This window comes from Hymenobacter sediminis (genome assembly GCF_003231285.1).
Taxonomy (GTDB): Bacteria; Bacteroidota; Bacteroidia; order Cytophagales; family Hymenobacteraceae; genus Hymenobacter; species Hymenobacter sediminis.
Genome location: NZ_QKNS01000009.1, coordinates 66,199 through 90,319, shown reverse-complemented (window position 1 = coordinate 90,319; position 24,121 = coordinate 66,199). Strand labels below are relative to the sequence as shown.

Genomic DNA, 24,121 nt, shown 5'->3' with positions numbered 1-24,121 from the left:
TCGCCCAACCCTATCTTCTATGGCAGCACCCCGCAAGGCCGCGCTTGGCTTCATCTTCCTGACGCTGCTGCTGGATGTGACCGGCATCGGTATTATTGTACCTGTAATTCCAGCCCTTATCCGCAACCTGACGGGCGGCACTATCAGCGACGCGGCCCGGATTGGTGGCTGGCTGGTGTTTGCCTTTGCCGTAATGCAGTTCGTGTTTTCGCCGGTGATGGGCAACCTCTCCGACCGGTTCGGGCGGCGCCCCGTGCTGCTGCTGTCCCTGCTCGGTTTCGGGCTCGATTATCTGCTGGTGGCCTTCGCACCGAGCATCGGGTGGCTATTTGCGGGTAGGCTGATTGCGGGCATTATGGGGGCCAGTTTTACTACCGCCTCGGCCTACATTGCCGACATCAGCACCCCGGAAACCAGGGCCCAGAACTTTGGCATGATTGGAGCTGCCTTTGGCCTGGGCTTTATTATCGGGCCGGCACTGGGCGGGATACTAGGCAAATATGGGCACCAGGTGCCGTTTCTGGCCGCCGCGGGCATCACGCTGCTCAACGTAGTATACGGCTATTTTGTGCTGCCTGAATCGTTGCCGGAAGACAAGCGGCGGCCGTTTGAGTGGGCGCGGGCTAACCCCATTGGCTCCCTGAAGATGCTGAAGCGCTACCCCGTTATTACCGGTCTGGTGGCCTCCTTGCTGCTGCTCTACGTGGCAGCTCATGCCACTCAGTCGACGTGGTCGTATTACGTCATCGAGAAGTTTAAATGGACCGAAACCTGGGTAGGCTATTCCCTGGGGGCTCTGGGCCTGCTGGTTGCCGTGGTGCAGGGCCTGCTGATTCGGCGCATTAACCCTATGCTCGGCCCAAAACGCTCAGTATTTCTGGGAATGCTGCTGTATGCAGTGGGTTTTGTGCTGTTTGCTTTTGCTTCCGAGGGCTGGATGATGTTTGCCTTCTTGGTGCCCTACTGCCTGGGTGGCATTGCGGGCCCGGCCCTGCAAGGCATTATTTCGGTGCAGGTGCCGGCCAATGAGCAAGGCGAGCTACAAGGCGCCTTAACCAGCCTCATGAGCCTGACCTCTATCGTCGGCCCACCTCTGATGACCAATTTGTTTTCCTACTACACCAGCCCCAAAGCGCCCCTCTACTTTCCCGGAGCGCCCTTTATTCTGGGCGCGGTGCTCATTCTGGTGAGTTTGCTGCTCTTGGTTCGGTCCCTGGCTTCGTACGTGGCTCCTTCCCCACAGGACGCTGCCGAGACGGAGCCGCTGGTAGGTGCTGGGCATTAATTACCAATAGAATCAATCCACAACAGAAAGGCCTGTGCTACAGTAGCACAGGCCTTTCTGTTGTATCAATTAACCCAGGCTTAGCGCTTGCCCAGCAGCTTCTTCAGGCCCTTTAGGGCTTCGGGCATAGCCAGAGCGACGGAGGCAATGGAAACGACTGTTGCTACCTGGCAATAGAAGCACAATGCCTTGTTTTCCTGCCATTCTTCCCTCCCTAGCTTCACGGTGGTAACCGTATCGAACAGGGTTTTCAGGCCCATGGCTACGGGCAACAGGGGCTGTTGAGCCACGCGGTTCATGCCGCCGGCTCCGGCCAGCGTAGCCGTGAGGCCGTAAGTCATAATCATGGGGAGGGCATCGGGCGTGTCCAGGCGCTTGTAAGCGTAGTCTGAGGCATCCACTTTATCGGAATCAAATACGTCCAGGGGTGGGTCGGGAAGGTGCTTGATGATGCCGGTTTGGTACAGGCTCACAATCTGGCCGGCCGCGACGCCCACCAAGGAGAGGCCAATAATCCAGCGGCGACGTTTGAGGTCAGTGCTTTTGCCGTGGCGGAGCTCCAGGCTGAGTTGGGAAGGATCCATCAGAAAAGAATAGCAGGTGATTGGTGCTACCGGGTTACGTGCTTCTGAGGGGGTAGGGTTAAGGTGGAGCTTGGCACGGGGAGGTTACCCCGCAGCCTTTACCCGACGGTAGCGCAACCGTTCTGGATGGTCTTTTTCAGCATAGAACTCAAAGCGAGCATCTTCGGCCTCCATAAAGAACCGGATTTCCGAAGGGCGGGCCGGGGGCTGAAACCGGGTCATTTGCCGAAATTTTACTTCCTGCGTGGCCGCCGGATTCTGCCCGGGCAGCAGGCGCAACCCACGCTCCAGGTCCAACAGATAGTAGGTGTTAGTGGCAACTACGTAGGCGCGCGGCACGAAATATCCCAGGTTGCTGGCAAAGCCCTGGTACCGGAACTGCGCCAGTTTCCTACCCCCTAGGTTCAGCACAAAGGCATTGGGCTGGCTCTGCATTCCGGGTGGCACTTGCCACTCCATGCTCTCCGGGTTGCCAAGGCTGTCATTCGTCACAACATATTCGCCGTACTGATAGATAGTCAGCAGCGTACTGTCGGAGAGAAAACGGGCCAGCACAAGGTCGGCGTGTGGTTTTTGCAGGGGCAGCGGCGGGCGACCAGGGCGCAAGAGCTTGCCGCAGGTAATGAAGGCGCCGCGCGGAGCGGGCAACGGGTCGCAATCGGCCCGGCCCTCCGCGAACTGGTTGCCAGAGGACATCTCCAGCACCTTGCCTTGTCGATTCAGCAGGTAGAAAATATAGCTTCCTACGTCGCTGCCCGGAATCCCGACTTCCTGCCAGAACGCCAGTCCGCCCAGCTCCGGATAGTAGCCCAGAAACCGGGGCGGCGTCGGCTCGCTCACCACCACAATATCGGCCCCGGCCACCTGGTAGAAATCCGGTTTCCGGAACTCCTTGCGCATTACTGGCTGGCCCGCCGCTGTGGTCAGCGCAATGCGGTAATAGCCCGCGGGACCCGTTACCAGTTGGTTGCGGGCAAAATTGCTGTCGGCGGCCAGGGCCGGCCCCACAATGCCATCGGTGGCAATGCGCAGCATATGCGCTGAGTCGGCGGTGGCGCTCAGGCGCAGGCGGTACGGCTTCCCGTCGATGAGGAAAGTGGTGTCGGTAGTGGCCTTTTCGGGTAGGGCCCGGCTTAGCCAGTCAGTGGTATTGGGGGCAGGCGACACCGGTGCGGCCACCGTTTCTACCGGGTTTGGCGCGGTGGGTGGGGTAGCAACCTGTTCGGTGGGTGTGGCGGGTTGGCAGGCGGCAAATACGCTAACGGCCAGGATGAGTAGGCCTCTGACGGAAGAATGCATGTAGTAATAAGCCGAATCGTGAGTTTAGGCGGTTGGCAATTATACCAGCGCGTCAATCCGCAGCCAGAGCTGACTGCCGTCGTTGCAATCTGCCTGTAGCATACCGGGGTCATTGGAAGACACCTCTAAATAAGCTGGGCCTACCTCTTCTACCCGTTCCCACGTCAGGGTACTATAATTCAGATAAACCAGCCAAGAGGTTCCGGCTGGTTTTCCAGAGGTCATAGTTGGCTCAAATACTTGCAAGAAAAGTCCTCCGTTCCACTCCTTGCATAAAGGCCCTATCAGCTGCCGGTGCAGCCCTGCTATTTCCGGCTGGGTTAGCAGCCGTTTAAGACTCAATTCTTCGTACTCATCTCTCCATCCTAGTTCATGAATCCACTCATCAAACGCCTGTTCAACGTCTGCATCCCAGTCTATTTCAATAGTCGTAAGGCGTAGCTGCTCGTTCTGAAATAACTCCTTGGGTAGTTCCGGCTCTTGGAGGATTGCAACTAGAGGTTCCTTATCCTCAAGTTTCTTCTTCAACATATCCATCAGCCAGTACCCCAGCACAAAAAGTAACGCAATTGGCAGGGCAATCAGAACAACCGGCAAAAGGATAAGTAGGAGCAGCCAGTTGACAGTTCTTCCATACCAATGCTCCGGCTTGGGCGGAATGTGCATCCGACGGATAGTGAAACTCATCACGCTTTTGCGTCTTATATAAGTGGCTTTATCCCACGAAGGTAGAAACCTCTGCCACACCCGGAAACGCTTTCCAGCGTAACCGGCGTTATCTTTACACTATATGATTACCGCCCCCGCTTCCCCTACCCTCGCCCCGCTCACCAACCGGCCGGATACTACTCCTTTCCTGACGCGCATGGCTCGGGAACTGGTGGCAAAGTATGGGCCTAGCGGCGACTTGTCGGATTTGGTGGTGGTGGTGCCTACCCGGCGGGCGGTGGTGTATCTGCAGAACGAGTTGAGCTTGGCGGCCGAAGCGGGGGTAGCCCTCTGGAGCCCGCGCATTGCGGCCATGGAAGACTACATGGTGGAGCTGGCCGGCGTACAGGTAGAGGAGCCCATTGCCCTGCAGCTCTTACTGTTTGAGATTCTGCGCGACATCGACCCCAAGCTGGATTTTGACCAGTTTGTGGGGTGGTCGGGCCTACTGGTGCAGGACTTTTCCAGCCTCGATCAGAACTTGGCTTCGCCCAAGAAAATATTCGAATACCTAAGTCAGGCCAAGGCGCTGGAGCGGTGGGAACTGGGCGCCGAGCCTGCCCCCCAAAGCACCACGGCCGCCTACTTCCGCTTCTGGGACGACCTGGAAAAGGTGTACCGCCGCCTGCGCCGCCGCATGGAGCAAAACCACTTGGCCTACCCCGGCTTGGCCTATCGGCTGGCCGTAAACCGGGTGCAGGACAAACTGGAAAAAGACGAGCCCCTGCCCCAGCACGTATTCATCGGGCTGGGCCTGCTCTCGAAGGCCGAGGAAAAGCTGATTCGGCTGCTGCGCAAGGCCCACCGGGCGGAGGTGTTTTTCGATGCCGACGCGTTTTATCTGGAGCGCGGCTCGCCTAACCGCGCCGGTCAGCATCTGCGCGAGTATCAGGATCTGTTTGATTTGCCTTGGGAGAATTTCGGAGGGCCTGCTGAACTGCTGCGCGGGCTGCCGCGCGAGGTGCGGTTTGTGGGCGTAGCCAACGCCTCCATGCAGGGCAAAGTGGCCGGGCAGTTGCTGGCCGAGTCGCGGAGGTTGAACCCCAACGCCAAAGTGGCCGTGGTGCTGCCCGACGAAACCCTGCTGCTGCCAGTACTCCACGGCCTACCCCTCGACGCCGTGCCGGAGTACAACGTCACCATGGGCCTGAACTTCCAGAGTACGCCCCTGTTCAACTTGGTGGATCTGCTGTTTGAGGTGCACCTGACCGGAGTGCGAGAAGGCTCGCCGGAAACCGGCTACGGCATTCCGCGCTACCACCACTTGGCTGTGAGCAAGCTCCTGCAGCACCCATTTCTGCGCCGCTACCAGCACTGGCTCGACAAGCAAGAGGACGCCAAATACCACGGCTTGCTCGACAAGGTGTGCCGCACTATAGTGAAGCGACACGCCGTGCTGCTGCCCGCCGAGGAACTAGTAGAGCTGGGCCGCGGCCACGAGTTGCTGCAGGCCCTGTTTGCCACCTGGAATAACTGCGACGACATTATTGCGGCGTGCTACACGCTCATCAACCTGCTCAAACAGGCTTACCAAGATCAGCACTCGGCTATTGAGGCGGAGTATCTCTACCTGTTTTTCACTCTGGTCAAGCGCCTTGATTCGGTGTTTGACTGCCGGGAGCAGCGGCTGTCGGTGCGCTCGTTCCGGCGGTTCCTGTATGAACAGATGAAAGCTACCCGCCTACCCTTCAGCGGGGAGCCCATTGCTGATGTGCAGGTGATGGGTTTGCTGGAAACCCGCGCCCTCGACTTTGACCACATCATCATTCTGAGCTGCAACGAGAACGTGCTACCGGCCCCCAAGCGCCACAGCTCCCTGTTTCCCTACGACGTGCTCACCACGTTTCAGCTTCCCACCTACGCCGACCACGAAGCCGCCACGGCCCATCAGTTCTGGCGCCTGCTGCAGCGCGCCCGCCAGGTGGATCTGCTCCATATTTTGCCCGGCGCCGAGGGCACCCGCACCGGGGAACGGAGCCGCTTTCTGCTCCAGATTGAAAACGATCTGGCCGTGCAGAATCCTGGCCTTGTACTGCATGACCTAACCGTTACGGCGCCCGAAGCGGAAGAAATCCTACCCCCTCAGCACGCCGGAGCCTCTGCCCTGGAAGCCTCCGACGAGACGACTGACCTGGTATTGGAAAAGGATGCCGGCATGCTGCTGGCCCTTCGGGAAGTGCTGGATAAAGGCCTCTCGCCCACCGCCCTAAACCAGTACCTGAACTGCAACCTGCAGTTCTACTTCCAGCGGGTGGCACGCTTCCGCGAAAACGATGAGGTAGAGGAAGCTCTCGGCCCCGATGGTTTTGGGACGGTAGTGCACGAGGCTCTGGAGGAGCTGCTGACGCCTTTCGCGCAAACCATTCGTCGCCAGACGGTGAATGCGCAGGCCCCGCCCCTCACCGCCGCCGACATCCCAGGGCTCGTGAAGCTGGCTCCGGTAATGATAGCCAAGGCCCTGCGCAAGGAGGAAGATGGCCGCCACGCTCGCGCCGACGAGGGCCTGAACCACGTACTGGGCCAAGTGGCCGGGCAGCTGGTGCGCCGCTACCTGGAAAGCCTGCTGGAACAGCCCGATACTCTGCCGCTGCAGATACAGGGGCTGGAAGAGGAACTGCATGCCACCGTATTTGTGCCGTTGCCCAACGGCGAAAAGCTGCCAGTGCGCCTACTAGGCAAAGCTGACCGGGTGGATCAGTACCCGGATGGCCGCCTGCGGGTAGTGGACTATAAAACCGGTATGGTGGAGAAGTACCACCTGCAGCTGCTCAAGCGCGGCGAAGGCCCCGCCGAGGCTGTGCAGCGCCTACTCACCGATGCTACCCCCGCCGCCGACAAGGTGCGTCAGCTTTGGCTCTACCGCTTCCTGCTGGCCCAGCAGGGCCGCCCCGCCGCCGACGCCGCCATTATTTCCCTGCGCAACCTCAGCGCCGGCGCCATGTCGGCCGATATGAGCTTCCTGACTGCCGATGGCCAGGATTTCGTGCAGCACAGCGAGCAGTTGCTGAGCCAGCTCGTCAACCGCATCCTCGACCCCGAAGAGCCCATCCGCAAAACCGACGACCAGGATAAATGTCAGTATTGCCCCTATAAGGGTATCTGCGCTAGGTAGCTATGAACTGAATTGCTGGTACCGTCGCTGCCACTCTCGCCAGAATAAGGCGTAGCCTGCTGCATCATCTGCATCTGTGGGTGTTAGCTTAGGTTCACCGCGTTGATAAAAGGCCTGCACGTCGTCAGCAAACTGTAGTACAGCTTTCTGATAGTCTACATTAGATACTACTACACTCTCTCCCTCAGGGACGGTTAACTGCACGCCTTACGGTACATGCTCTACTGCCCAATCAATTCCGTTAGGGCAGCCAAACACCAGTACGTCGTCCGAATTAGCAAGGGGCCACATGGTAAAGCCGCAGCAGGGCAGCAGTTGGTCACCAACAGGAGCAGCAACCGTGTGATTTTGGGTAAGGGTACGCAGCAAAAACAACGCGGTGGCGCTTACCGTCCAGCGTCCACTGGTAGCATCTGACAGCACAGTAGAACCTATGCGTACCAGCACGTTACCATGCGCGCAGAGGTCTTCTTTCTCGTCTGCGTTTTCCAACCATTGGATGGCAAGCAGTTTTAACTCAAACTGATTTTTCATAATTGGCCTGCTTTATAGATTGGTAAAAATACCTTTGCTTCTTTTCTTACTTATTTCCACCCCAGACTATGGACAAATTCATGCAGGCCGCCATTGAGGAGGCGCTTCAAGGACGCAAAGAAGGCGGCATTCCGATTGGCTCGGTGCTGCGCCGGGGCGAGGAAATTGTGAGCCGTGGCCACAACAAGCGCGTGCAGGAGTTGGACCCCATTGCCCACGGCGAAATGGACGCCCTGCGCAAAGCCGGCCGCCAGCGCACCTACCGCGACACTGTCCTCTACACTACCCTGATGCCCTGCTACATGTGCGCCGGCACCATCGTGCAGTTCAAGATTCCGAAGGTGGTAGTAGGCGAGGCCCGCACTTTCGGCGAGTCCAAGGAGTTTCTGGAGTCGCACGGCGTGGAAGTGGTAATTCTGGACCTGCCTGAATGCGTGCAGATGATGGAAGACTTTATTCGCGACGAGCCTACCCTCTGGAACGAGGACATCATGGAGCTGTAGCCCCTCGCCATGACGACGGCCACCAAAAAATGTCCGCACTGCGGCCGCTGGACCGAGTGGAACCAGCAGCCCACCGACCTGTGCCAGCACTGCGGGCAGGTGCTGGAGCCCTACCGCGTGGCCAGCGACGAGGCCCGGCAGCGGCTGTCGGAGCAGCCTTTGTCGTCTGTTATGCTTATCGAAATTAAGCCCGATGACGGGCCAGTGGTGCGCTTTTTTAAGTACATCATTCGGGGTGGGCAGTTGGCCTTTGCCGCTCTTATGGCCTTTATGGTGTGGTTGGTAACGGCCCTGGCCGGATGAGGTGGCCCGCCGAGTTGCGGCACCCGCTGTTTGTGGCAGGGGTAGGGCTTTATATTTTTGCGTGTATCAACCGCTACTGGCCCATCTGGCGCCTACCCACTTTCATCAACTCGCACCTGGCCGATTTGGTGGACCTGCCGCTGCAGCTGACGATGGTACTGTGGCTGATGCGCCGCTTCTACTTTCGGCAGCCCTCTTTTGTGCTGCCCACTTCTTGGGTAGTAGCCAGTTGGGTGGTTATTGCGGTGTGGTTTGAGCTGATTATGCCGCACTTCAACCCGCGCATGACCGCCGACCCGCTGGACGTGGTAGCTTACACCTTGGGTGGGCTGGTGTTTTGGCGCTGGATGAACCGCCCCGCCCTTTCCTGAGGCTAACCCTACCCCCCACTCCGCGCGTATAACGCCTACATAGCCCCGAGGCCTCCTGGTCGCGGGGCTTCTGTTTTAGCCCGCTGGGCCTAGCTTTTCGTGCCTATGTTTCAGGATTTGAACCGCGTACTTTCTTCTTACTGGCAACAGTTTCTGTATGTGTTGCCCAAACTTTTGATTGCCATTATCTTGCTGGTGGTGGCCATTTTTATTGCGAACCGTGTGAGTGCTTTGCTGGGCGGACGGCTCCGGCGTCGCTCCCACGACCCCCTCCTTCCCGATTTCCTGGCCCGACTCAGTAAATGGGCCATGGTGCTGATGGGCCTGATGATAGCCCTAAACGTGCTGGGCTTTTCAGGGGTGGTAGGCAGCTTAGTAGGTGCCGCGGGCGTTTCGGCGTTTATCGTGGGCTTTGCCTTCAAGGATATTGCCGAGAACTTTCTGGCTGGCGTCATTCTGGCCTTCAACCGCCCCTTTCATATCAATGACACGGTTGAAATCAAGGGCCTGATCGGACACGTTGAGGCTCTTAACCTGCGTACTACCCTCATGCGCACTTTCGATGGCAAGCACATCTTTCTACCTAATTCTCTGGTGCTTAAGGAGCCCCTCATCAACTATACCCGCGACGGCAACCTCCGCCAGGAGTTCATGGTGACGGTAGAGCTGGGCACCGATGCTACCCCCGATCAGGCTATCAACATCATTCTCAACTACCTGCGCACCATCCCTGACATTCAGCAGACACCCCGCGAGCCCTACATCAACCTGGAGAAAGCTGGCGACACCACCGCCGACCTGCGGGTGTATTTCTGGGCCGACTCCGATGACTACCGCCGCGGGGTGCTGCAACTCAAGAGCCGCGTGATGCAGGAGGTGAAGCAGGAGTTGGTTGGGGCGGGCCTGGGTGTACCCGCGCTGGGTCAGTAACGGTGAAACAATGAGGTAATGAACTAGTGGGTTTGCCGTTTAGGTTGCACAACCAAGCTAGCAGAACATCAAACTTACTGTTTCACCACCTCACCATCTCACATTTTTACCATCTTTGCCTATGGCCCAAAACACCATTCACCGGCTGTTACGCCCTTTGCTGCTGTGGCGGCTTCGCCATATCAGCGACCGGGTGTACCTTATTCTGGTGAGTATGGTGGTAGGGCTGCTGGCTGGGCTGGCGGCGGTGCTGCTTAAAACCCTGGTGCACGACACTCAGAAGATGCTTAATGCCTGGGTTCCCGGGCAGTATCAGGTGTTTACCAGCTCCTTCTACCCCATCATTGGCATTGCCCTCACGGTGCTGTTCACCCGGTATTTCCTCGATGGCAACCTGGGCCGAGGCATTGGGCCAATTATTTACAACATTGCCCGCCAGGGCAGCGTGGTGCCGCGCAGTAAGCTGTATTCCCAGCTGGTTTCCTCGTTCCTGACGGTGACGTTTGGGGGGTCCGCTGGTCTGGAGGCACCTATTTCCGTCACGGGTTCGGCTATTGGCTCCAATACGTCCCGCGTCCTGCGCATTGGCCGGCGCGAGCGGCGCCTGCTCACGGGTTGCGGGGCGGCGGCAGGGGTAGCGGCCATCTTTAACTCGCCCATTGCCGGGGTGCTGTTTGCCGTGGAGGTGATTCTCTCCGAGCTGTCGGCGGCTTATTTCGTGCCTCTGCTTATTTCCTCCGCTACCGCCACAGTGGTGTCGAAAGCCCTGTACGCGGGCCAGCCTTTCGTGCTGATTACTACCTCCTGGCCCGTTGATGCCGTTCCGTTGTACCTGATGCTGGCCGTATTCACGGCCCTGCTGTCGGTATACATGATTCGGGTGTATTTCTGGGCCGATAAGTATTTCGAACAGTTGCCGGGCACGTTCCGGAAAGTATTGCTGGGCGGTTTGGCCCTGGGTGGGTTGGTGTTTTTGTTTCCGCCGCTTTATGGCGAAGGCTACAACATTGTGCAGTTGTTGCTGGGCGGCCGGGCCGAGCAGCTCGTAAACGGGTCCTTGTTCGATGTCTTCCAGGAGCAGAGTGTGTGGCTGGTACTGCTGGTAGCAGCCGGTAGTATGCTGCTGAAAGTGGTAGCCACTACCATTACCATCGGCTCGGGCGGCAACGGGGGCATGTTCGGCTCTTCGCTGTTTGCCGGAGCGCTGTGTGGCTTCGTGTTTGCCCGCCTGATCAATATGAGCGGCCTCTACCCTATTTCGGAAGTCCACTTCATCGTGCTGGGCATGGCCGGCACCCTGGCCGGCGTCGTGCACGCGCCCCTGACCGGCATCTTCCTTATCGCCGAAATTACGGGTGGCTACGCCCTGTTTGTGCCTCTGATGGTGGTTACGTCGGGCTCCTACCTCATCACGCGCTACTTCGAGCCGTACTCTGTGTATACCCGCAAGCTGGTGCAGAAAGGCGTGTACGTGAACCAAGACCGGGACCGAGGCCTGCTGGCCCAGCTAGATGTAGCCTCCCTTACTCAAACCGATTTCCTACCCGTCCGCCCCGATGATACGCTGGGGGAGTTGGTGCAAACCTTCCGCCACGCCACCCGCAATTTGTTTCCGGTGGTGGATGCCGATGGACACCTACATGGCATCGTGAGCCTGGATACGGTGCGCGACGCCCTCTTTGACGACGAGCACTATAACACTACCCGCGTGCAGGACCTGATGAGCCCACCGCCCGCCATCGTCCGCCCCGACGATACCCTGCTGGACACTTTGCGCTGCATGGAGCAGCTCGATGCCTGGGCCCTACCCGTCCTCAGCCTCGATGACCGCTACCTCGGTTTCCTGCTTAAGTCTACCATCCTGGCCAACTACCGCCGCCAGCTGATTAAGGAAAGCGAGATTTAAGTTAGAGGTGACAAGTAACGGGTGAATAGCAAGGCCGTCATGTCTCGACCAGCTCGACAGGGCGGCCTGTTTACTTTATCTTTTATCCCTTGTTACCTGTCACTATTCACTTTAACGTCTCCTCACTAGCTAGTACTCTCCTATTTCCGGCTCTTGGCGGGCCAGCAACAGGCCCACCATCATCAAGACACCAGTTAGCAGAATCACCACGAAGAGAATGTTTTCGCTGACCTCGCCAATCAGGTGCTTCTCCGGGATGCTGTAGAACAGAAGCACTGTAATAAGTCCTTTGGGCGCAATGAACAGCTCCGGAATCAGGTCGGTGCGGGCAATGTAGCGCAGATAGAAGTAGCGGATGGCTGTCAGCGCTGCCACAATCAGCACGCCCTGCAGCATTAACTGGGCGCTGAGTAGGCCGCTGAGGGTGATGCTGAAACCAAACAGCAGAAAGAAGAACGTCCGGATCAGAAATGCCGATTCGGCGGTGATGCTGCGCAACTGGTGCACTTCTTCCTGCAGGCGCTCGGGCCGGAACCAGCGGCGCAGACGCCCTTTCAGGAAGTGCTCAGCGTTGTTCACGGCCAACCCGAACACGAGCACCAGCACCAGGGAGGAAAGGTGCAGCTTCTTCGCCACGCTGTACAACAGAATCAGGAAGGCTAGAATCAGGAAAAACTTGACGTGCAGCCGAATCCGGTCGAGCAGAAAAACCAGGGCTATAGTACTCAGCACAGCCACGATAACCACCGCCACTACGTCGCGCCCGAAGGTGACGACGGACATACCCTGGGCAAAGTTGTCCTGCAGGGCAAAGTTGAAGAACATAATGCCCAGAATGTCGGAGAAAGTGCTTTCGTAGATAATAAACTCTTGTTTTTCACCCCACAAACCGGCCACGCTCGGAATAGCAATGGCCGAGCTGATAACGGCCAGCGGAATGGCATTCACGAGGCAGCTCTGGAAGTTCACGCGCAGCCAGAAGTGCAGAATCAGGGCAATGACTACCGCCTGCACCACCAGAATCAGGGCAGCCGCCAGAAAGGACCGCCGAATCAGGGGGGCCTTGTCGCGGCTGATTTTCAGGTCGAGCGCCCCTTCCAGCACAATCATAATCAACCCGATGATGCCGAATATTTCCAGCACCACCTTCGGAATCTGCAGCACAAAATCGGTGTAGTCGGCGGCCTGGCGCAGGGCAATGCCGGTGAGCAGCAGCATCAGCACGGAAGGCACTTTGGTGGCCCGTGCAGCCAGATCGAAGAGGTAGGAAAGGATGACCGCTAAACTGAGGCCAATCAAAATGGAATACGAACCCATACGGAAGTTATAAGCCCAAATTTGACCCTGTTAGGCGTCCTAAATCAACGCAGCAGCCCGGGCTTTCGGATACCGAAGATAGGTAGGCTCAGCGTAAACTGCCCTTAGCCGGGCTGCTGCCTACCCCTGCTCTGGTGCCAGTCCTCTACCTTTGCGGCATGCAAACACCCCCTGATTCTGGTGCACCTTGGGTAGCCGTGGTAGGTGGCGGACCCGCCGGACTGCTGGCCGCCCAGCGCCTGGCCGAGGCCGGCTGCCGCGTAACAGTGTACGAGGCTCAGGCTACCATGGGGCGCAAGTTTCTGGTAGCGGGCCATGGCGGCTTCAACCTTACCAACAGCGAGCCTACCGATGCGTTTGCCACGCGCTATGCGGCCCGCCAGCCGGAGTTCGAGCGGTACCTGCAGCACTTTCCGCCGGCCGAGCTGCGCACTTGGGCCCGGCAATTGGGCATTGACACCTACGTAGGCACCAGCGGCCGCGTATTTCCGCTCGACGAGTACAAACCCGCTCAATTGCTGCGGGCCTGGTTGGAGCACCTGCGCAGCTTGGGGGTAGAGCTGAAAAACCGCCACCGCTGGTTGGGCTTCCTGGGGAAATCTGGTCTGCGAATCCACGAAGAAAGCACCCAGCAGGAAACAACCGTGTATCCGGCTGCTACCCTGCTGGCGCTGGGCGGGGCCAGCTGGGCCAAAACTGGCTCCGATGGTAGCTGGACGTCGGCGTTGCAGACTATCGGCGTGGCAACCGTGCCGTTCGCGCCCAGCAACTGCGGCGCGGAAGTAGAGTGGTCGAATTTCTTTCGGGAGAAGGTGGGGCGGCAGCCCCTCAAGAACATAGCCCTGCAGTGTGGCTCTCAAGTAGTGCGCGGCGAATTGATGCTTACGGAATACGGTGTAGAAGGCACGCCCGTGTATGCCCTGACGCCGACCCTGCGCGAGGCCCTGGCTACCAGTCAGCCGGCTACCCTCCTGCTCAACCTCAAACCCGACCTATCGGAAGCGCAACTGCTGGATAAGCTGCAGCGCCGCCGGCCGGGCAAGTCCCTACCCTCCTTTTTGAGCGAAGTCCTGCGCCTGAAGCCGCCCATCCCAACCCTGCTGCGCGAGGTGGGACCACCTCAGTTGCCTGCTTCGGCCCATGACTTAGCCCACTTGCTCACCCGCCTGCCTATACCCGTTACGGGCTTGCGCCCCTTGGATGAGGCCATCAGCACGGCTGGCGGCATTGCCTGGCCCGAAGTATCTGAAAACCTGATGCTGCATCGGCGGCCCGGCACCTTCGTGGCCGGTGAAATGCTCGACTGGGAAGCGCCTACCGGCGGCTACCTGCTGCAAGGCTGCTTCAGCACCGGCGCCTGGGCCGCACAGGGCATCCTACACTGGCTGAAGTAGCAGCAATTTGGTGCTTGAGTACAGGTGAGGTGACTCTTTGGCTTATTGCCAGGGCGTCAGAGGCTCGCCCAAGCCGGGTGCAAGCGTAATTGTCTCGTAGTTCTCTCGCTAATTGTTGGGGCATCATTCCGAGCCTGTGGCACATCAGGCCAGAAACCTCGCGTGCTGATGTTACGACGGCAATCCTATCGTCAGCATACCAATAGTCTTAACCAGCTTGCTATGACGTTCTCGACTTATCCCCTTGGATAGGAAAATAACCACTATCTATTCTTTCTAAAACCCTACTCCTGTGTAAGCCAGCAAGCCCTTGATAACCACATTGGAATCAAGGGCTTGTTGGTTTACACAGGGGTAGCTAACTATTCTCCCCCTATTTTGGCGCTTAATCTCGGTGTACCCGCTCGGCTTCTTCGGCTTCGGCCAGAATGGCCTTGGCTTCAGCCAGGAGGCGTTGGCCGTGGTCGAGCTGCTGGCGCAGAATCAGGGCGAACAGGATAAAGTAGGAGATGATGGGCAGGAAAATACCCAAAGCAAACCAGAGCCAGAACGAGCGTCCGTAGCTGTAGGCGCAATACCCCGTGGTGATGGGTAGCAGCGACATGGCGAAGATGCCGCCTATCAGTAAATCTACAAACATGGCACAACGGGGGTCGAAGGCGTGGGACTTTTAAGGAAGATACTTCGCTTTCCGGTAGCAGACAAGCCCGGCCAACGACATGAGCGAGTAGGTAACCATAACCAGGGCAGGATGTTCCGGAAAAATCCGGGTATTTCTTCGGGCTGCTTATCCTTCGGCCAGTTTTCCCGTACTTTCAGCTTTAGGCCTACCCCCTTATCCTCCCTATGTGGGAAAATCAAAGTCTGTTCCGCGTTTCGGCCCAACTCTCGGCCGATGGCACGTTTAATCTTCTCGACCGAAGCCTGAAACCGGAAGTGTTCCTGCTGGGGGTAGCCTCGGCGCGCGAAACCTCTGAGCCCGAAGCTATTGTGGTGGAGCCCGCCTCTCACCGCTACCGTCCCTACGACTTCCGCAACGTGAAGGCCCGTGCTGCTTCGCTGGAGCCCGACGGGCCCCGGGAGGTTGTATACCATCTTCACCCCCTAGACCACGACCGGTTTGAGAAGCACCGCTGGTACGAGTTGCTGCGCCGCGCCACTGAGCACTCCCTCAATGACCTGGTAACGCTGCGCCAGGAGGACCGCGTGAATTTCTGCTCTCTGCCGGTGTGCGTGGGTGGCTACCTCGTGATAGTGGTGCTGCAGCTTTCGGCCGAGATATACAACAGCTACTACGCCATACCCGGCCCGGCAGGCCCTAGCCGTCCGGCTTCTTTGCTGGCCTCCACCGTGCAGGAGTTTTTGCAGGATGCCTCGCGGGCCCTGCGGGAGTCAGATACTGATGACGACCGGCCCGTGCTGGACCGCGACTATAATGAGGTGCTCCGTGCCGCTGGTCGGCGGTTTATGCTGCGCGCCGCTGCGGGCTCCCACGGCCTCTACGATGCCTGCAACGGCGTTGCTGCCCTCCGCCACGAAGGCGACGAGGGGGTAGGCACCATGCTCATTGCCCGGCGCAACCACCCGGCCGTGGTACCCATCATGACCCTGGAGTCGCCGATTCCATTACGCGACTACCGCCGTATCCGCAAGCTTCTGGAACTCAGCGAAGACCGCAACGCCCTAATCACTGACGCTACGGATGTATTCGGGCTCGGCTACCTCGTAGAGCCTACCGACCCGCAGTACGAGCCCCTGTTCACGGTGCACTTCACCAAGCACTACAGCTGGGAGCTGAGCCACAACGGGCAGGTGATGATGAAGGTAGTGTCTAACACGCCCCGTCTGCCCCAGGGCACCGTGGATGAGCTGAATTTTGCTGACGCCATCCGGCGGGTGTTTCCGGGCGTAGATGCGGCCGGTGTAGCCTACCTCTGGGAGCTCACCCTGAAAGCCAGCGCAAAAACCAACGGCACTATACTGGTTATTTCAGAGGGAGCGGCTCAGGAAGCAGCCCGCCTTACCCGGCAGTGCTTCCGGGTGTCGCCGCGCCTGATGACGCCCTCCGTGCTGCGCCTCGTGACCAACATTGATGGAGCTGTGCTCATTGACCCAGCCGGCACCTGCTACGCCATTGGCGTTATTCTCGATGGGCTGGCCACGGAAAAAGGCGACTCTTCGCGGGGCTCGCGCTATAACTCTGCCCTGCGCTACGTGGAAAGCAGCCGCTACGCCGTGCTGGTGGTTGTGGTTAGCGAAGACGGCTGGATTGATTTGCTACCCCCTATGCGCCGCTAAACCCTCCTACAGCAGGCCCTGCGTAACCGCGTACCGAATCAGGGCGGCGGTGTTGCGCACCTGAGTCTTCTCAATGATGTTCTGGCGGTGAGTTTCGATGGTGCGCTTGCTGGTAAACAGCTTTTCGGCTATTTCGCCAGTCGTGAAGCCTTCCCCGATAAGCTTGAGCACCTCAGTTTCCCGCCTCGAAAGTACCGGCGACTTCCGGTCGTCGGCCGCGCTGGGCTTCTCGCCGCGCCCGCGCAGCTTGTGCAACAGCTCCAGGGCCAGCTCTGTGCACAGAAACCGGCGACCAGCCGCCACCGAGCGAATAGCAAATAGAATTTCGGCCTTGCCTATGCTTTTCAACACATAGCCCAGGGCCCCGGCCTCCAGCATTTGGTTGATGTACTCCTCATGACTGAGCATGGACAGGATGAGCACCCGCACTGCCGGATACCGCAGCTGCAACTGCTGAATGGTTTGGTGCCCGTTCATTTCGGGCATGTTGATATCTAGTAATACCACGTCCACGGGCTGCGTTGCCAGCAGCTCCAGCAGTAGCTGACCGTTGCTAGCTTCGCCTACCACTTCTATATCGGTTTCTCCCTGAAGCAGGGCCCGGATTCCGTCCCGGATAATGGCATGATCATCTGCCAGCGCTATGCGAATCATTGTGTTGTTTTCGTAGACTTTGGGCAGGTAGAAACGCACAAGGCCCGAACCCAAGAGGGCCCGGAGCCTGTATATATGCCGTATACGTGCGTTAGCTGAACAGGGTAAAAGCCCGACGTTAGTATGGGGCTACCCATTCACGGTTTTCATCATCTGGTCGGGGTAGCGTTGCCCAGCGGCGGCGTGCGGGGGCGCAAGTTGGTCAATGCGGGCCAGGTCTTCGAGCGAAAGCAGAATATCGGCGGCCTGCACGTTTTCTTCGAGGTAGGAAATGCGCTTGGTGCCCGGAATCGGCACAATGTTTTCGCCCTGGGCCAGCACCCAAGCCAGGGCCAGCTGCCCGGGCGTGCACTCTTTTTCAGCTGCCATTTCCTTGATTCGGGCCACCAGATCGAGGTTTTTCTGGAAGTTTTCGCCCTGAAAGCGCGGCGTGAAGCGGCGGTAGTCATCGGCCGCCAAATCTTCGAAGCGCTGGATCTGCCCGGTCAGAAAGCCCCGGCCCAGCGGCGAGTACGGCACGAAGCCCACGCCCAGCTCCCGGCAAGTAGGCAGAATTTCATCCTCGGGCTCCCGGCTCCACAACGAATACTCGGTTTGCAGGGCCGTGATAGGGTGCACGGCGTGGGCCCGGCGCAGCGTATCAGGAGCGGCCTCCGAAAGGCCCAGGAAGCGCACTTTACCTTCTTCCACCAGCCGGCTCATAGCGCCTACGGTTTCCTCAATGGGCACGTTCGGGTCTACCCGGTGCTGATAGTACAAGTCAATGTAGTCGGTGCCAAGGCGGCGCAGGCTGGCTTCGCAGGCGGCCCGCACGTACTCGGGGCGGCCATTAATGCCCCGCTTGCTGGGGTCGTTCGGGTCGCGCTGAATCCCGAATTTGGTGGCCAGCACCACCCCGGCCCGCCGCCCCTGCAAGGCGCGGCCTACCAGCTCTTCGTTGGTGAAGGGCCCGTACATATCGGCTGTATCAAAGAAGGTTATGCCCAGGTCCAGCGCCCGATGAATGGTGCGTTGGCTTTCGGTGTCATTGGGCTGTCCGTAGAAATCAGAAATGCCCATGCAGCCCAGGCCCAGAATAGAAACTTGCGGGCCAGTAGGGCCCAGAGTGCGGGTTTTCATAGCAAGAAAAACATCAATAAACAGAACAAGGCCCGGCCGGGCCAGTCAGCGTGTACGTAGCCCTACCCCTTATTGCTGCCCGATGTTGAGCCTTTTTATTACCCCAACCTGGCCCTCTGCGTACTAGCTGTACTTATTTCCTCTCCTTTCTTCTTCTCCTCCCTACTTATGGCTACCCCTACCCCCTTCGATCAGGACGAACGTCTGCGCTGGGTGGCGCGCATTTCCCATCTGCTCGACAGCCAGTTCCGGGTTCCGGGTACTACCTGGCGCTTCGGCCTCGACCCGTTGATGAGCCTGATTCCGGTTGTTGGCGGCCTGCCTTCCCTGGCCATTTCCGGCGTCCTGATTCTGACCATGCTCCGCCACGGCGCCAGCGGAAACTTGGTAGTGCGCATGGCCCTGAACGTGCTGCTCGACACCCTCATCGGGGCTATTCCGGTGCTTGGCAACATCTTCGACTTCGCCTATAAAGCCAACGACCGGAACGTGCGCCTGCTGCGCGCCCACTACGCCGAGGGCAAGTATCAGGGCCGCGGTACGGGCCTGGTGCTGGGGGTAGCGCTGCTCTTGTTGGTGATAGGGGGCTTGCTGGTGTGGGGCACCTGGAAGCTGGCCGAGGCCCTGTACCATTACTTCCAGCAAGCTTTCTAGCTGGGTTGCCACACGCTGGTCAGCCTCCGTTGCAGCTAACTAAGGTTATTGTCTGCTTTCCTTGCTTTCGTTCATCGGTGGTTTGGAGCCATTCGCTGGCTGGCAGGTTCCGTTCAGCTTGAACCCCAATTGGTTGTATTTGTAATGCAAGTCTAATCAGCGACTTTTATGCATGCACTTCCTATTTCTTTTATGGCTAAGCCAGAATCCTTCGCTGGTTGACACGGAAGAAGGTAACCAGCAGGTCGTAGCGGCTGCACTGGCTCTTACTCAAGATACAAGCCGGGCACTGCCCGCCTATGAGCGCAGTTTGCTGAACATGGTAGCCCAACAAGAAATGACGTTGGGCCACATGCTGGCCTATTTGCGGGAGCACGAGCAGGCCTGATTCTGGCCTGGGTAGCAATGCCCCTGCAATTCTCTTGAGGAAAAGCCCCGACGCTCATTGGCAGCTTCGGGGCTTGCTGCTTTCCAGGGGGTAGGGCCTCCAATAGCCCGAACTTATTGCGGTAGAATTGGCTTGTTACAACGGCCGTGAGCCAGATGCAGACGCGAAGCCCCACCCCGGCAGTAGCGGCGCGGCACACTCCCATTCTGGTTGTACCTTTGCCCGGTGAAAACGCTCCGATTTGCCCCCCTGCTGCTACTCCTGTCGGCTTGTCTCTCGCTGCAAAGTGATGAGCAGAAAGCCGAGGCTGCTGAAAAAGCTGTGTTGGCCCGCCACGATGAGTTGATGGCTCAAATGGGTCATCTGTATGAACTGCGCCAGCAGTTGCAGAAAGCCACCCTGCCCGATACGGCTGCTGTGGGCCGGAACCGCCGGGCCCTGCTGGCTGCCGAAGCCGGGATGATGGCCTGGATGCACAAATACCGCCGCCCTCAGGACACCGTGGCCATAGAGCGCCGGCTTGCCTATTACGCTGCTCAGCAGCAGCGCATGGATTCGGTGGGCCGTCTGTTTCGTGCCAGTCAGGATTCGGCTCAGCTCCTACTCACCCGGGCTTCTTCGGCCCACTAATGATTCCCTTTTCTATGATGCGTTTGTCTGCCATACGCACGGCCCTGATTACTGCTCTGCTTGCGGGGGGTAGCCTGCTGCCGTTTGCCTGCACCGAAAAACCCGCTGAATCTGAACGTCTGCCCATCCTGGGCATTAAGCACGCGGCCCCTACCTCCCCAGCCGACACCTTACCGGACCCAGTTCCCTCCTTCCGCCTCACCAACCAGGAAGGCAAAACGATTACCAATCAGACGTTTGCCGGCAAGGTGTACGTTACGGATTTCTTCTTTGCTACCTGTCCCAGCATCTGCCCAAAAATGCAAAGCGAGCTGCTGCGGGTGTACAAGCAATTCGATGGTAACCCCAACGTCCTGTTCCTGAGCCACACCATTGATCCGGCTCACGACTCCATTCCGGTGCTGCGGGACTACGCCGAGCGGCTGGGCGTGAAGGATGCTTCGCGCTGGCACTTTGCCACCGCCCCCCAGGACACCATTTTCTCTCTGGCCAAGGCCTATATGACGGGAGCAGAAGTAGATAAGGGCACGCCCGGCGGCTACGCCCACGATGGAGCCTTTGCCCTGGTTGACTCGCAGCGCCGCGTGCGCGGGGTGTACGATGGCATGGTGAAAGAGCAGGTTGATCAGCTGATTCACGACCTGCCCCTCCTGCTTAAGGAAGAAGCCGAAAACAAGCAGACCGCTGCCAAATGACCCCGAAAGCGCTCCATCTAGCTGGTAAAGCGTTGCTACCCCTTTCGGCCGGGGTAGTGCTGCTGCTGAGCCTGGGCGGCTGCTTTACCGAGCGCCAGAACGAAGGAGCCAAGCTGTACGCCGCGCACTGCGCCAGCTGCCACGGCGACCAGGGCCAGGGTCTGCAGCGTCTGATTCCGCCCGTAGCCGCCACCGACTACATTGCCCGCCACCGGGCCGATTTGCCCTGCATTATCCGCAAGGGCATGAAGGGCCCACTGACGGTTAACGGAGTGACGTACAATCAGGTGATGCCCGGCCACGAAGACCTAACGGACTCCCAGATTACCAACCTGCTCAACTTCCTGCAAACCAACTGGGGCAACCAGAATCAGCCCTATACCATCCGGGAAGCCTCCGAACTGCTGGGACGCTGCAACGGCTCCGACGGCCAGTAGGCCCTACCCTTCCTGAACGCGGCAGCGGCTCCTGTGCTACGGTAAGGAGCCGCTGCTTTTTTACGGGCTCAACCCTGTTAATCAAATTCTTAGCAAGCCATCAGTCCACTGAGCTGGAAGCTGGTATAGATGGGCGCCATGATATCTGGCTTCTCTTTTCCAGGGAAGAGCTGGCCATTTAAATACCCAAAATATTTTCGGGTGGGGCACCGATGGGGCCGTTTCAGGTCGTGCATCTTCTCGTAAACCTGCTTAGCTTGCAGCTTCATCTGTCTGTTTTGTTATGGGTCTGTTTGACTTCCTGAAAAAGAAACCCGAAGACGCTCCGGCGTCTGCTCCTACTCCTTCTCCTGCTGCTCCGGCCGCCGGTAATGCTGCCGCGCCTACCCCTTCCGAAGAAACAAAGCCTGCTGGCCCGCGCTACAAAGGCTCTAACTACCAGATGCCGGCGCCCCCACCAGCTCCGGTTATGCCGCAAATTCCGCCGGCGCCACCCATTCCAATGCCTGGCAACTTCGGCGGCGAAGCTCCCGAGGTGCCCGATTTTCAGCCCCTCAACATTCTGGAGCAGTTGCTGATGCAAGCAGCCGTGGAGCCTCAGTTCCGCAGCCCTTTCTATCAGGCCTTGCTGGGCGAAGAGGTGGTAGTAGTGCTGGCTGCCCGCGAAGATCAAGAGCCCGGCGAGATTACCCCTTCCGAAGGCATGGAAGTGCAGCTACAGGCTCTGCACGACGGCAAAATCGCCGTTTTCACGGCCGTTGAGCGCATTTTCGACAATGGTGCCGTACCCGAAGGCAGCGTGACGTATATGCGCCTGCGCGGCCATGATTTCTTTACCATGGTGCAAGGCGCCGAGTGCGCCCTGAACCCCTTCTCGGCCGTAGGCAAGCTGCTGGCTGCTGATGAAATTCAGGCCCTGCTGAGTGGTCAGCTTTTCGAAGCGCCTAATCCGCAGGATATGCAGGTATCGTTGCACCAGCCGGAGCCCGAGCCTACGGAGCTGAAAGAGTCGCTACGCGAGTACAGCGCTACCCAGTCGCACATCCGCAATGTGTATCTGGCCGAAATGCGCATGCAGCACAACCCGCAGGAAGCCCGCCTGCTGGTGGCCATTGACACGGAGGAGCAGGACCCCGCTTTCCTCCAGGATCTGGGCCCTGTAATTCAGGGAAAAATTGGAGAGGCGCAGTTTGTAGACCTCATGCTGATTGACCCGACTTCGGAAGAGCCTCTGATCCAGTATCTGCTCCAGACGCCTCCGGTGTACCAGCGCGCTTAAAAGCGCCGTACTGCTCACCAGCCGTTAGCCTTATACAAGAGCTTCCGCCAAGAAATCAGACGTGTTACAACGTTCGTTTTCCTGGCGGAAGCTCTTTTTATGCGGTATGCTGAGTGGCTTTACTCCTTCACAAATCGGCGCAATACAGGCCGCAAGATGAAATAGATTAGTGGCCCCAACAGCAGGCAAGCTCCTGCCCATAGGGCCAGCCCACCGAGTAAAGCATACCACAGCAGTTGCAGGGCCCCTACCCAGTCGTTGGCAAACAAGTATTTCAGCTTTTCCAGGGTCAGGGCCGGGGCGTGGCTGCCCCACAGTTTGGCTCCCTGGCTCATGAAAGGGATGATGAGCAGCAGTTGCACCGGACTCCAGAGGTGGGCAATGAGCAGGGTAGCCGCCACATTCAGGCGCAGGCGCATGGCCGTAACCGTGGATAGCAGCGTGGTAATACCCAGCACGGGCACCAGCCCGAACGAGGTGCCCAGCGCTACCGTGAGGGCCAACTGATGCGGCGTCAGGCCCTGGCTGAGCAGCCCGAGCAGCGGCTGCACCATGCGCCGCCGCACCCAGCCCTGGGGTGGCACAGCAGGCGGTGTAACGGGCAGAGTTGGTTCGGGGCGTTCGGTCACGAGCGGAGAAGTTAAAGCCACAGAGGCTGGGTGATGCGCGGGTGGGGCGTTACCTTCGTGTGCGGCACCGGGTCCGGCTATCTGTTTCCGGTACCTACGCATCTGAGATGACAAAAGTACACCCACCCGGCCCAGCCCGGCGCAACTTCCTGGCAGATTTCCTTCTCATACTGCGTCGGGCGGCCCGGGAATTCGGAGCGAATGACCCCCTACGCCTGGGCGCGGCCACTGCCTTTTTCACCACGTTTGCCCTACCGCCCATCCTTATTATCCTGATTCAGCTGCTGGGCTCTCTGTATTCTACCTCCCAGGTCCGGACGCTGCTGCTCACCAAACTCTCGCACCTGCTAGGGTACTCGGCCGCCGGCCTGGTAGAGCAGATTCTGCAGAACGTGAGCAATATAGAGCGCAGCCGACTGGTAACGTGGCTGGGCTTTGGCTTCCTGCTCTTTATAGCTACTACCCTGTTCGGCGTTATCCAAAGCTCCCTCAACCAGCTCTGGCAAATACGGCCTAGCCGTCACACCGACCGTTTTCACAAAGTACTAAAGGAGCGGGCCCGCTCCCTGGGACTGCTGCTGGCTACAGGGCTACTCTCGATGCTGGCGTTTCTCTCCGATGCGGCCCTGGCCTTCGTGGCTTCCTACATCCGCGACTTCGACGCGACATTCGGCTACGTACTGTTTCAACTGGGGAATCAACTAGCCTCCCTCCTGATTCTGGTGGCGTGGTTTGCCATTACGTTCCGCAACCTGAGCAGCGCCAAGGTGCCGCCGCGGGCGGTGCTGCGGGGGGCAATTCTAACGGCCATCCTGATTGATTTGGGTGAAAACCTATTGGGTTACCTGCTGGTACCGCGCAATCTGGGTCCCATTTATGGGCCCGCCTCCAGCATTGTACTGGTGCTGCTATTCGTGTTCTACTCGGCGATGATCTTCTATTTCGGGGCCTGCTTTACCAAAGCCTACGCGCACTTTGTGGGCATGGATATTCGGCCCAAGAAATCGGCAGTACGCTACCGGCTGGTGGACATTATCGAGCCCGAAGAGAAATAAGCCGCGAGGTTTGAGCGGCTGGATAAGCTAAGTGCTC

General features: G+C 58.6%; 25 protein-coding genes. 16 read left to right on the top strand and 9 right to left on the bottom strand.

The window, feature by feature from the left end:
• The first annotated feature begins 19 nt into the window (after positions 1-19).
• Entirely contained in the window at positions 20-1,285 is a 1,266-nt protein-coding gene (locus tag DNI29_RS20850; RefSeq protein ID WP_110980081.1) for a TCR/Tet family MFS transporter, read from the top strand.
• An 80-nt stretch (positions 1,286-1,365) separates the two neighbouring features.
• Here the strand turns inward: DNI29_RS20850 and DNI29_RS20845 are convergent, their stop codons facing one another.
• The 3 genes from DNI29_RS20845 to DNI29_RS20835 form a co-directional block, all read right to left on the bottom strand.
• Positions 1,366-1,869 (bottom strand): vitamin K epoxide reductase family protein, encoded by a 504-nt coding sequence (locus tag DNI29_RS20845; RefSeq protein WP_110980080.1) that lies wholly within the window; start codon positions 1,867-1,869, stop codon positions 1,366-1,368.
• A gap of 84 nt (positions 1,870-1,953) precedes the next feature.
• A complete protein-coding gene (locus DNI29_RS20840; protein ID WP_110980079.1) occupies positions 1,954-3,168 on the bottom strand; it encodes a hypothetical protein in 1,215 nt (404 codons plus the stop codon).
• 39 nt (positions 3,169-3,207) lie between these two features.
• Complete coding sequence (locus tag DNI29_RS20835) at positions 3,208-3,834, bottom strand: hypothetical protein (protein ID WP_110980078.1); 627 nt, start codon at positions 3,832-3,834, stop codon at positions 3,208-3,210.
• 124 nt (positions 3,835-3,958) lie between these two features.
• Between DNI29_RS20835 and DNI29_RS20830 the strand changes: the two genes are divergently transcribed.
• Positions 3,959-6,988 (top strand): PD-(D/E)XK nuclease family protein, encoded by a 3,030-nt coding sequence (locus DNI29_RS20830; protein WP_238388170.1) that lies wholly within the window; start codon positions 3,959-3,961, stop codon positions 6,986-6,988.
• 207 nt (positions 6,989-7,195) lie between these two features.
• On the opposite strand, the gene DNI29_RS20825 is transcribed toward DNI29_RS20830, so the two are convergent.
• A complete protein-coding gene (locus DNI29_RS20825; protein WP_110980077.1) occupies positions 7,196-7,522 on the bottom strand; it encodes a hypothetical protein in 327 nt (108 codons plus the stop codon).
• Positions 7,523-7,590: 68 nt separating this feature from the next.
• On the opposite strand from DNI29_RS20825, the gene DNI29_RS20820 reads away from it, so the two are divergent.
• From DNI29_RS20820 to DNI29_RS20800, 5 genes are all read left to right on the top strand, one after another.
• Positions 7,591-8,025: a nucleoside deaminase gene (locus DNI29_RS20820; RefSeq protein WP_110980076.1), complete on the top strand. Its 435-nt coding sequence runs from the start codon at positions 7,591-7,593 to the stop codon at positions 8,023-8,025.
• Positions 8,026-8,034: 9 nt separating this feature from the next.
• The gene (locus tag DNI29_RS20815; protein ID WP_110980075.1) at positions 8,035-8,328 is read left to right on the top strand and encodes a hypothetical protein; all 294 of its coding nucleotides are present in this window, start codon (positions 8,035-8,037) and stop codon (positions 8,326-8,328) included.
• Positions 8,325-8,699 (top strand): hypothetical protein, encoded by a 375-nt coding sequence (locus tag DNI29_RS20810; protein ID WP_110980074.1) that lies wholly within the window; start codon positions 8,325-8,327, stop codon positions 8,697-8,699. Before DNI29_RS20815 ends, DNI29_RS20810 begins: the two co-directional genes overlap by 4 nt.
• A gap of 105 nt (positions 8,700-8,804) precedes the next feature.
• Positions 8,805-9,629 carry a mechanosensitive ion channel family protein gene (locus DNI29_RS20805; protein WP_110980073.1) on the top strand — a complete coding sequence of 275 codons (825 nt, stop codon included), beginning with the start codon at positions 8,805-8,807 and terminating at the stop codon, positions 9,627-9,629.
• A gap of 121 nt (positions 9,630-9,750) precedes the next feature.
• On the top strand, positions 9,751-11,535 hold the full coding sequence (locus tag DNI29_RS20800; RefSeq protein WP_110980072.1) for a chloride channel protein: 1,785 nt from the start codon (positions 9,751-9,753) through the stop codon (positions 11,533-11,535).
• Between the two features lie 129 nt (positions 11,536-11,664).
• On the opposite strand, the gene DNI29_RS20795 is transcribed toward DNI29_RS20800, so the two are convergent.
• Positions 11,665-12,852, bottom strand: coding sequence for a cation:proton antiporter (locus DNI29_RS20795; protein ID WP_110980071.1), 1,188 nt, complete (start codon positions 12,850-12,852; stop codon positions 11,665-11,667).
• Between the two features lie 158 nt (positions 12,853-13,010).
• On the opposite strand from DNI29_RS20795, the gene DNI29_RS20790 reads away from it, so the two are divergent.
• Positions 13,011-14,246: a BaiN/RdsA family NAD(P)/FAD-dependent oxidoreductase gene (locus DNI29_RS20790; protein WP_110980070.1), complete on the top strand. Its 1,236-nt coding sequence runs from the start codon at positions 13,011-13,013 to the stop codon at positions 14,244-14,246.
• 385 nt (positions 14,247-14,631) lie between these two features.
• Here DNI29_RS20790 and DNI29_RS20785 read toward each other — a convergent pair whose 3' ends face one another.
• Positions 14,632-14,886, bottom strand: a complete 255-nt coding sequence (locus DNI29_RS20785; protein WP_110980069.1) for a hypothetical protein — start codon at positions 14,884-14,886, stop codon at positions 14,632-14,634.
• Between the two features lie 206 nt (positions 14,887-15,092).
• On the opposite strand from DNI29_RS20785, the gene DNI29_RS20780 reads away from it, so the two are divergent.
• Positions 15,093-16,544 (top strand): diadenylate cyclase, encoded by a 1,452-nt coding sequence (locus DNI29_RS20780; protein ID WP_110980068.1) that lies wholly within the window; start codon positions 15,093-15,095, stop codon positions 16,542-16,544.
• A 6-nt stretch (positions 16,545-16,550) separates the two neighbouring features.
• On the opposite strand, the gene DNI29_RS20775 is transcribed toward DNI29_RS20780, so the two are convergent.
• Both DNI29_RS20775 and DNI29_RS20770 read right to left on the bottom strand, forming a co-directional pair.
• Positions 16,551-17,198 (bottom strand): response regulator, encoded by a 648-nt coding sequence (locus tag DNI29_RS20775; RefSeq protein WP_110980067.1) that lies wholly within the window; start codon positions 17,196-17,198, stop codon positions 16,551-16,553.
• Between the two features lie 129 nt (positions 17,199-17,327).
• Positions 17,328-18,317: an aldo/keto reductase gene (locus DNI29_RS20770; RefSeq protein ID WP_110980066.1), complete on the bottom strand. Its 990-nt coding sequence runs from the start codon at positions 18,315-18,317 to the stop codon at positions 17,328-17,330.
• Between the two features lie 168 nt (positions 18,318-18,485).
• On the opposite strand from DNI29_RS20770, the gene DNI29_RS20765 reads away from it, so the two are divergent.
• From DNI29_RS20765 to DNI29_RS20735, 6 genes are all read left to right on the top strand, one after another.
• A complete protein-coding gene (locus DNI29_RS20765; RefSeq protein ID WP_110980211.1) occupies positions 18,486-18,971 on the top strand; it encodes a DUF4112 domain-containing protein in 486 nt (161 codons plus the stop codon).
• Between the two features lie 172 nt (positions 18,972-19,143).
• Positions 19,144-19,359 (top strand): hypothetical protein, encoded by a 216-nt coding sequence (locus DNI29_RS20760; protein WP_110980065.1) that lies wholly within the window; start codon positions 19,144-19,146, stop codon positions 19,357-19,359.
• 225 nt (positions 19,360-19,584) lie between these two features.
• Positions 19,585-19,989 carry a hypothetical protein gene (locus tag DNI29_RS20755; protein ID WP_110980064.1) on the top strand — a complete coding sequence of 135 codons (405 nt, stop codon included), beginning with the start codon at positions 19,585-19,587 and terminating at the stop codon, positions 19,987-19,989.
• Between the two features lie 14 nt (positions 19,990-20,003).
• Positions 20,004-20,684, top strand: a complete 681-nt coding sequence (locus DNI29_RS20750; RefSeq protein ID WP_238388169.1) for an SCO family protein — start codon at positions 20,004-20,006, stop codon at positions 20,682-20,684.
• Entirely contained in the window at positions 20,681-21,121 is a 441-nt protein-coding gene (locus tag DNI29_RS20745) for a c-type cytochrome (protein ID WP_110980063.1), read from the top strand. The genes DNI29_RS20750 and DNI29_RS20745 overlap by 4 nt, the downstream gene beginning before the upstream one ends.
• A gap of 283 nt (positions 21,122-21,404) precedes the next feature.
• Positions 21,405-22,400 carry an enhanced serine sensitivity protein SseB gene (locus DNI29_RS20735; RefSeq protein WP_110980061.1) on the top strand — a complete coding sequence of 332 codons (996 nt, stop codon included), beginning with the start codon at positions 21,405-21,407 and terminating at the stop codon, positions 22,398-22,400.
• A 119-nt stretch (positions 22,401-22,519) separates the two neighbouring features.
• On the opposite strand, the gene DNI29_RS20730 is transcribed toward DNI29_RS20735, so the two are convergent.
• Positions 22,520-23,029: a DUF2062 domain-containing protein gene (locus tag DNI29_RS20730; protein WP_162303688.1), complete on the bottom strand. Its 510-nt coding sequence runs from the start codon at positions 23,027-23,029 to the stop codon at positions 22,520-22,522.
• 107 nt (positions 23,030-23,136) lie between these two features.
• Between DNI29_RS20730 and DNI29_RS20725 the strand changes: the two genes are divergently transcribed.
• Positions 23,137-24,084, top strand: coding sequence for a YihY/virulence factor BrkB family protein (locus DNI29_RS20725; protein ID WP_110980059.1), 948 nt, complete (start codon positions 23,137-23,139; stop codon positions 24,082-24,084).
• Positions 24,085-24,121: the final 37 nt, after the last annotated feature.

What these genes read in the sequence shown, in the direction of transcription:
- DNI29_RS20845 (WP_110980080.1), bottom strand. Translation starts at nt 1,869, where the DNA reads ATGGATCCTTCCCAACTCAGCCTGGAGCTCCGCCACGGCAAAAGCACT.
- DNI29_RS20825 (WP_110980077.1), bottom strand. Translation starts at nt 7,522, where the DNA reads ATGAAAAATCAGTTTGAGTTAAAACTGCTTGCCATCCAATGGTTGGAA.
- DNI29_RS20745 (WP_110980063.1), top strand. Translation starts at nt 20,681, where the DNA reads ATGACCCCGAAAGCGCTCCATCTAGCTGGTAAAGCGTTGCTACCCCTT.
- DNI29_RS20750 (WP_238388169.1), top strand. Translation starts at nt 20,004, where the DNA reads ATGATGCGTTTGTCTGCCATACGCACGGCCCTGATTACTGCTCTGCTT.
- DNI29_RS20840 (WP_110980079.1), bottom strand. Translation starts at nt 3,168, where the DNA reads ATGCATTCTTCCGTCAGAGGCCTACTCATCCTGGCCGTTAGCGTATTT.
- DNI29_RS20770 (WP_110980066.1), bottom strand. Translation starts at nt 18,317, where the DNA reads ATGAAAACCCGCACTCTGGGCCCTACTGGCCCGCAAGTTTCTATTCTG.
- DNI29_RS20785 (WP_110980069.1), bottom strand. Translation starts at nt 14,886, where the DNA reads ATGTTTGTAGATTTACTGATAGGCGGCATCTTCGCCATGTCGCTGCTA.
- DNI29_RS20780 (WP_110980068.1), top strand. Translation starts at nt 15,093, where the DNA reads ATGTGGGAAAATCAAAGTCTGTTCCGCGTTTCGGCCCAACTCTCGGCC.
- DNI29_RS20805 (WP_110980073.1), top strand. Translation starts at nt 8,805, where the DNA reads ATGTTTCAGGATTTGAACCGCGTACTTTCTTCTTACTGGCAACAGTTT.
- DNI29_RS20775 (WP_110980067.1), bottom strand. Translation starts at nt 17,198, where the DNA reads ATGATTCGCATAGCGCTGGCAGATGATCATGCCATTATCCGGGACGGA.
- DNI29_RS20735 (WP_110980061.1), top strand. Translation starts at nt 21,405, where the DNA reads ATGGGTCTGTTTGACTTCCTGAAAAAGAAACCCGAAGACGCTCCGGCG.
- DNI29_RS20760 (WP_110980065.1), top strand. Translation starts at nt 19,144, where the DNA reads ATGCACTTCCTATTTCTTTTATGGCTAAGCCAGAATCCTTCGCTGGTT.
- DNI29_RS20830 (WP_238388170.1), top strand. Translation starts at nt 3,959, where the DNA reads ATGATTACCGCCCCCGCTTCCCCTACCCTCGCCCCGCTCACCAACCGG.
- DNI29_RS20790 (WP_110980070.1), top strand. Translation starts at nt 13,011, where the DNA reads ATGCAAACACCCCCTGATTCTGGTGCACCTTGGGTAGCCGTGGTAGGT.
- DNI29_RS20810 (WP_110980074.1), top strand. Translation starts at nt 8,325, where the DNA reads ATGAGGTGGCCCGCCGAGTTGCGGCACCCGCTGTTTGTGGCAGGGGTA.
- DNI29_RS20815 (WP_110980075.1), top strand. Translation starts at nt 8,035, where the DNA reads ATGACGACGGCCACCAAAAAATGTCCGCACTGCGGCCGCTGGACCGAG.
- DNI29_RS20835 (WP_110980078.1), bottom strand. Translation starts at nt 3,834, where the DNA reads ATGCACATTCCGCCCAAGCCGGAGCATTGGTATGGAAGAACTGTCAAC.
- DNI29_RS20800 (WP_110980072.1), top strand. Translation starts at nt 9,751, where the DNA reads ATGGCCCAAAACACCATTCACCGGCTGTTACGCCCTTTGCTGCTGTGG.
- DNI29_RS20725 (WP_110980059.1), top strand. Translation starts at nt 23,137, where the DNA reads ATGACAAAAGTACACCCACCCGGCCCAGCCCGGCGCAACTTCCTGGCA.
- DNI29_RS20765 (WP_110980211.1), top strand. Translation starts at nt 18,486, where the DNA reads ATGGCTACCCCTACCCCCTTCGATCAGGACGAACGTCTGCGCTGGGTG.
- DNI29_RS20820 (WP_110980076.1), top strand. Translation starts at nt 7,591, where the DNA reads ATGGACAAATTCATGCAGGCCGCCATTGAGGAGGCGCTTCAAGGACGC.
- DNI29_RS20795 (WP_110980071.1), bottom strand. Translation starts at nt 12,852, where the DNA reads ATGGGTTCGTATTCCATTTTGATTGGCCTCAGTTTAGCGGTCATCCTT.
- DNI29_RS20850 (WP_110980081.1), top strand. Translation starts at nt 20, where the DNA reads ATGGCAGCACCCCGCAAGGCCGCGCTTGGCTTCATCTTCCTGACGCTG.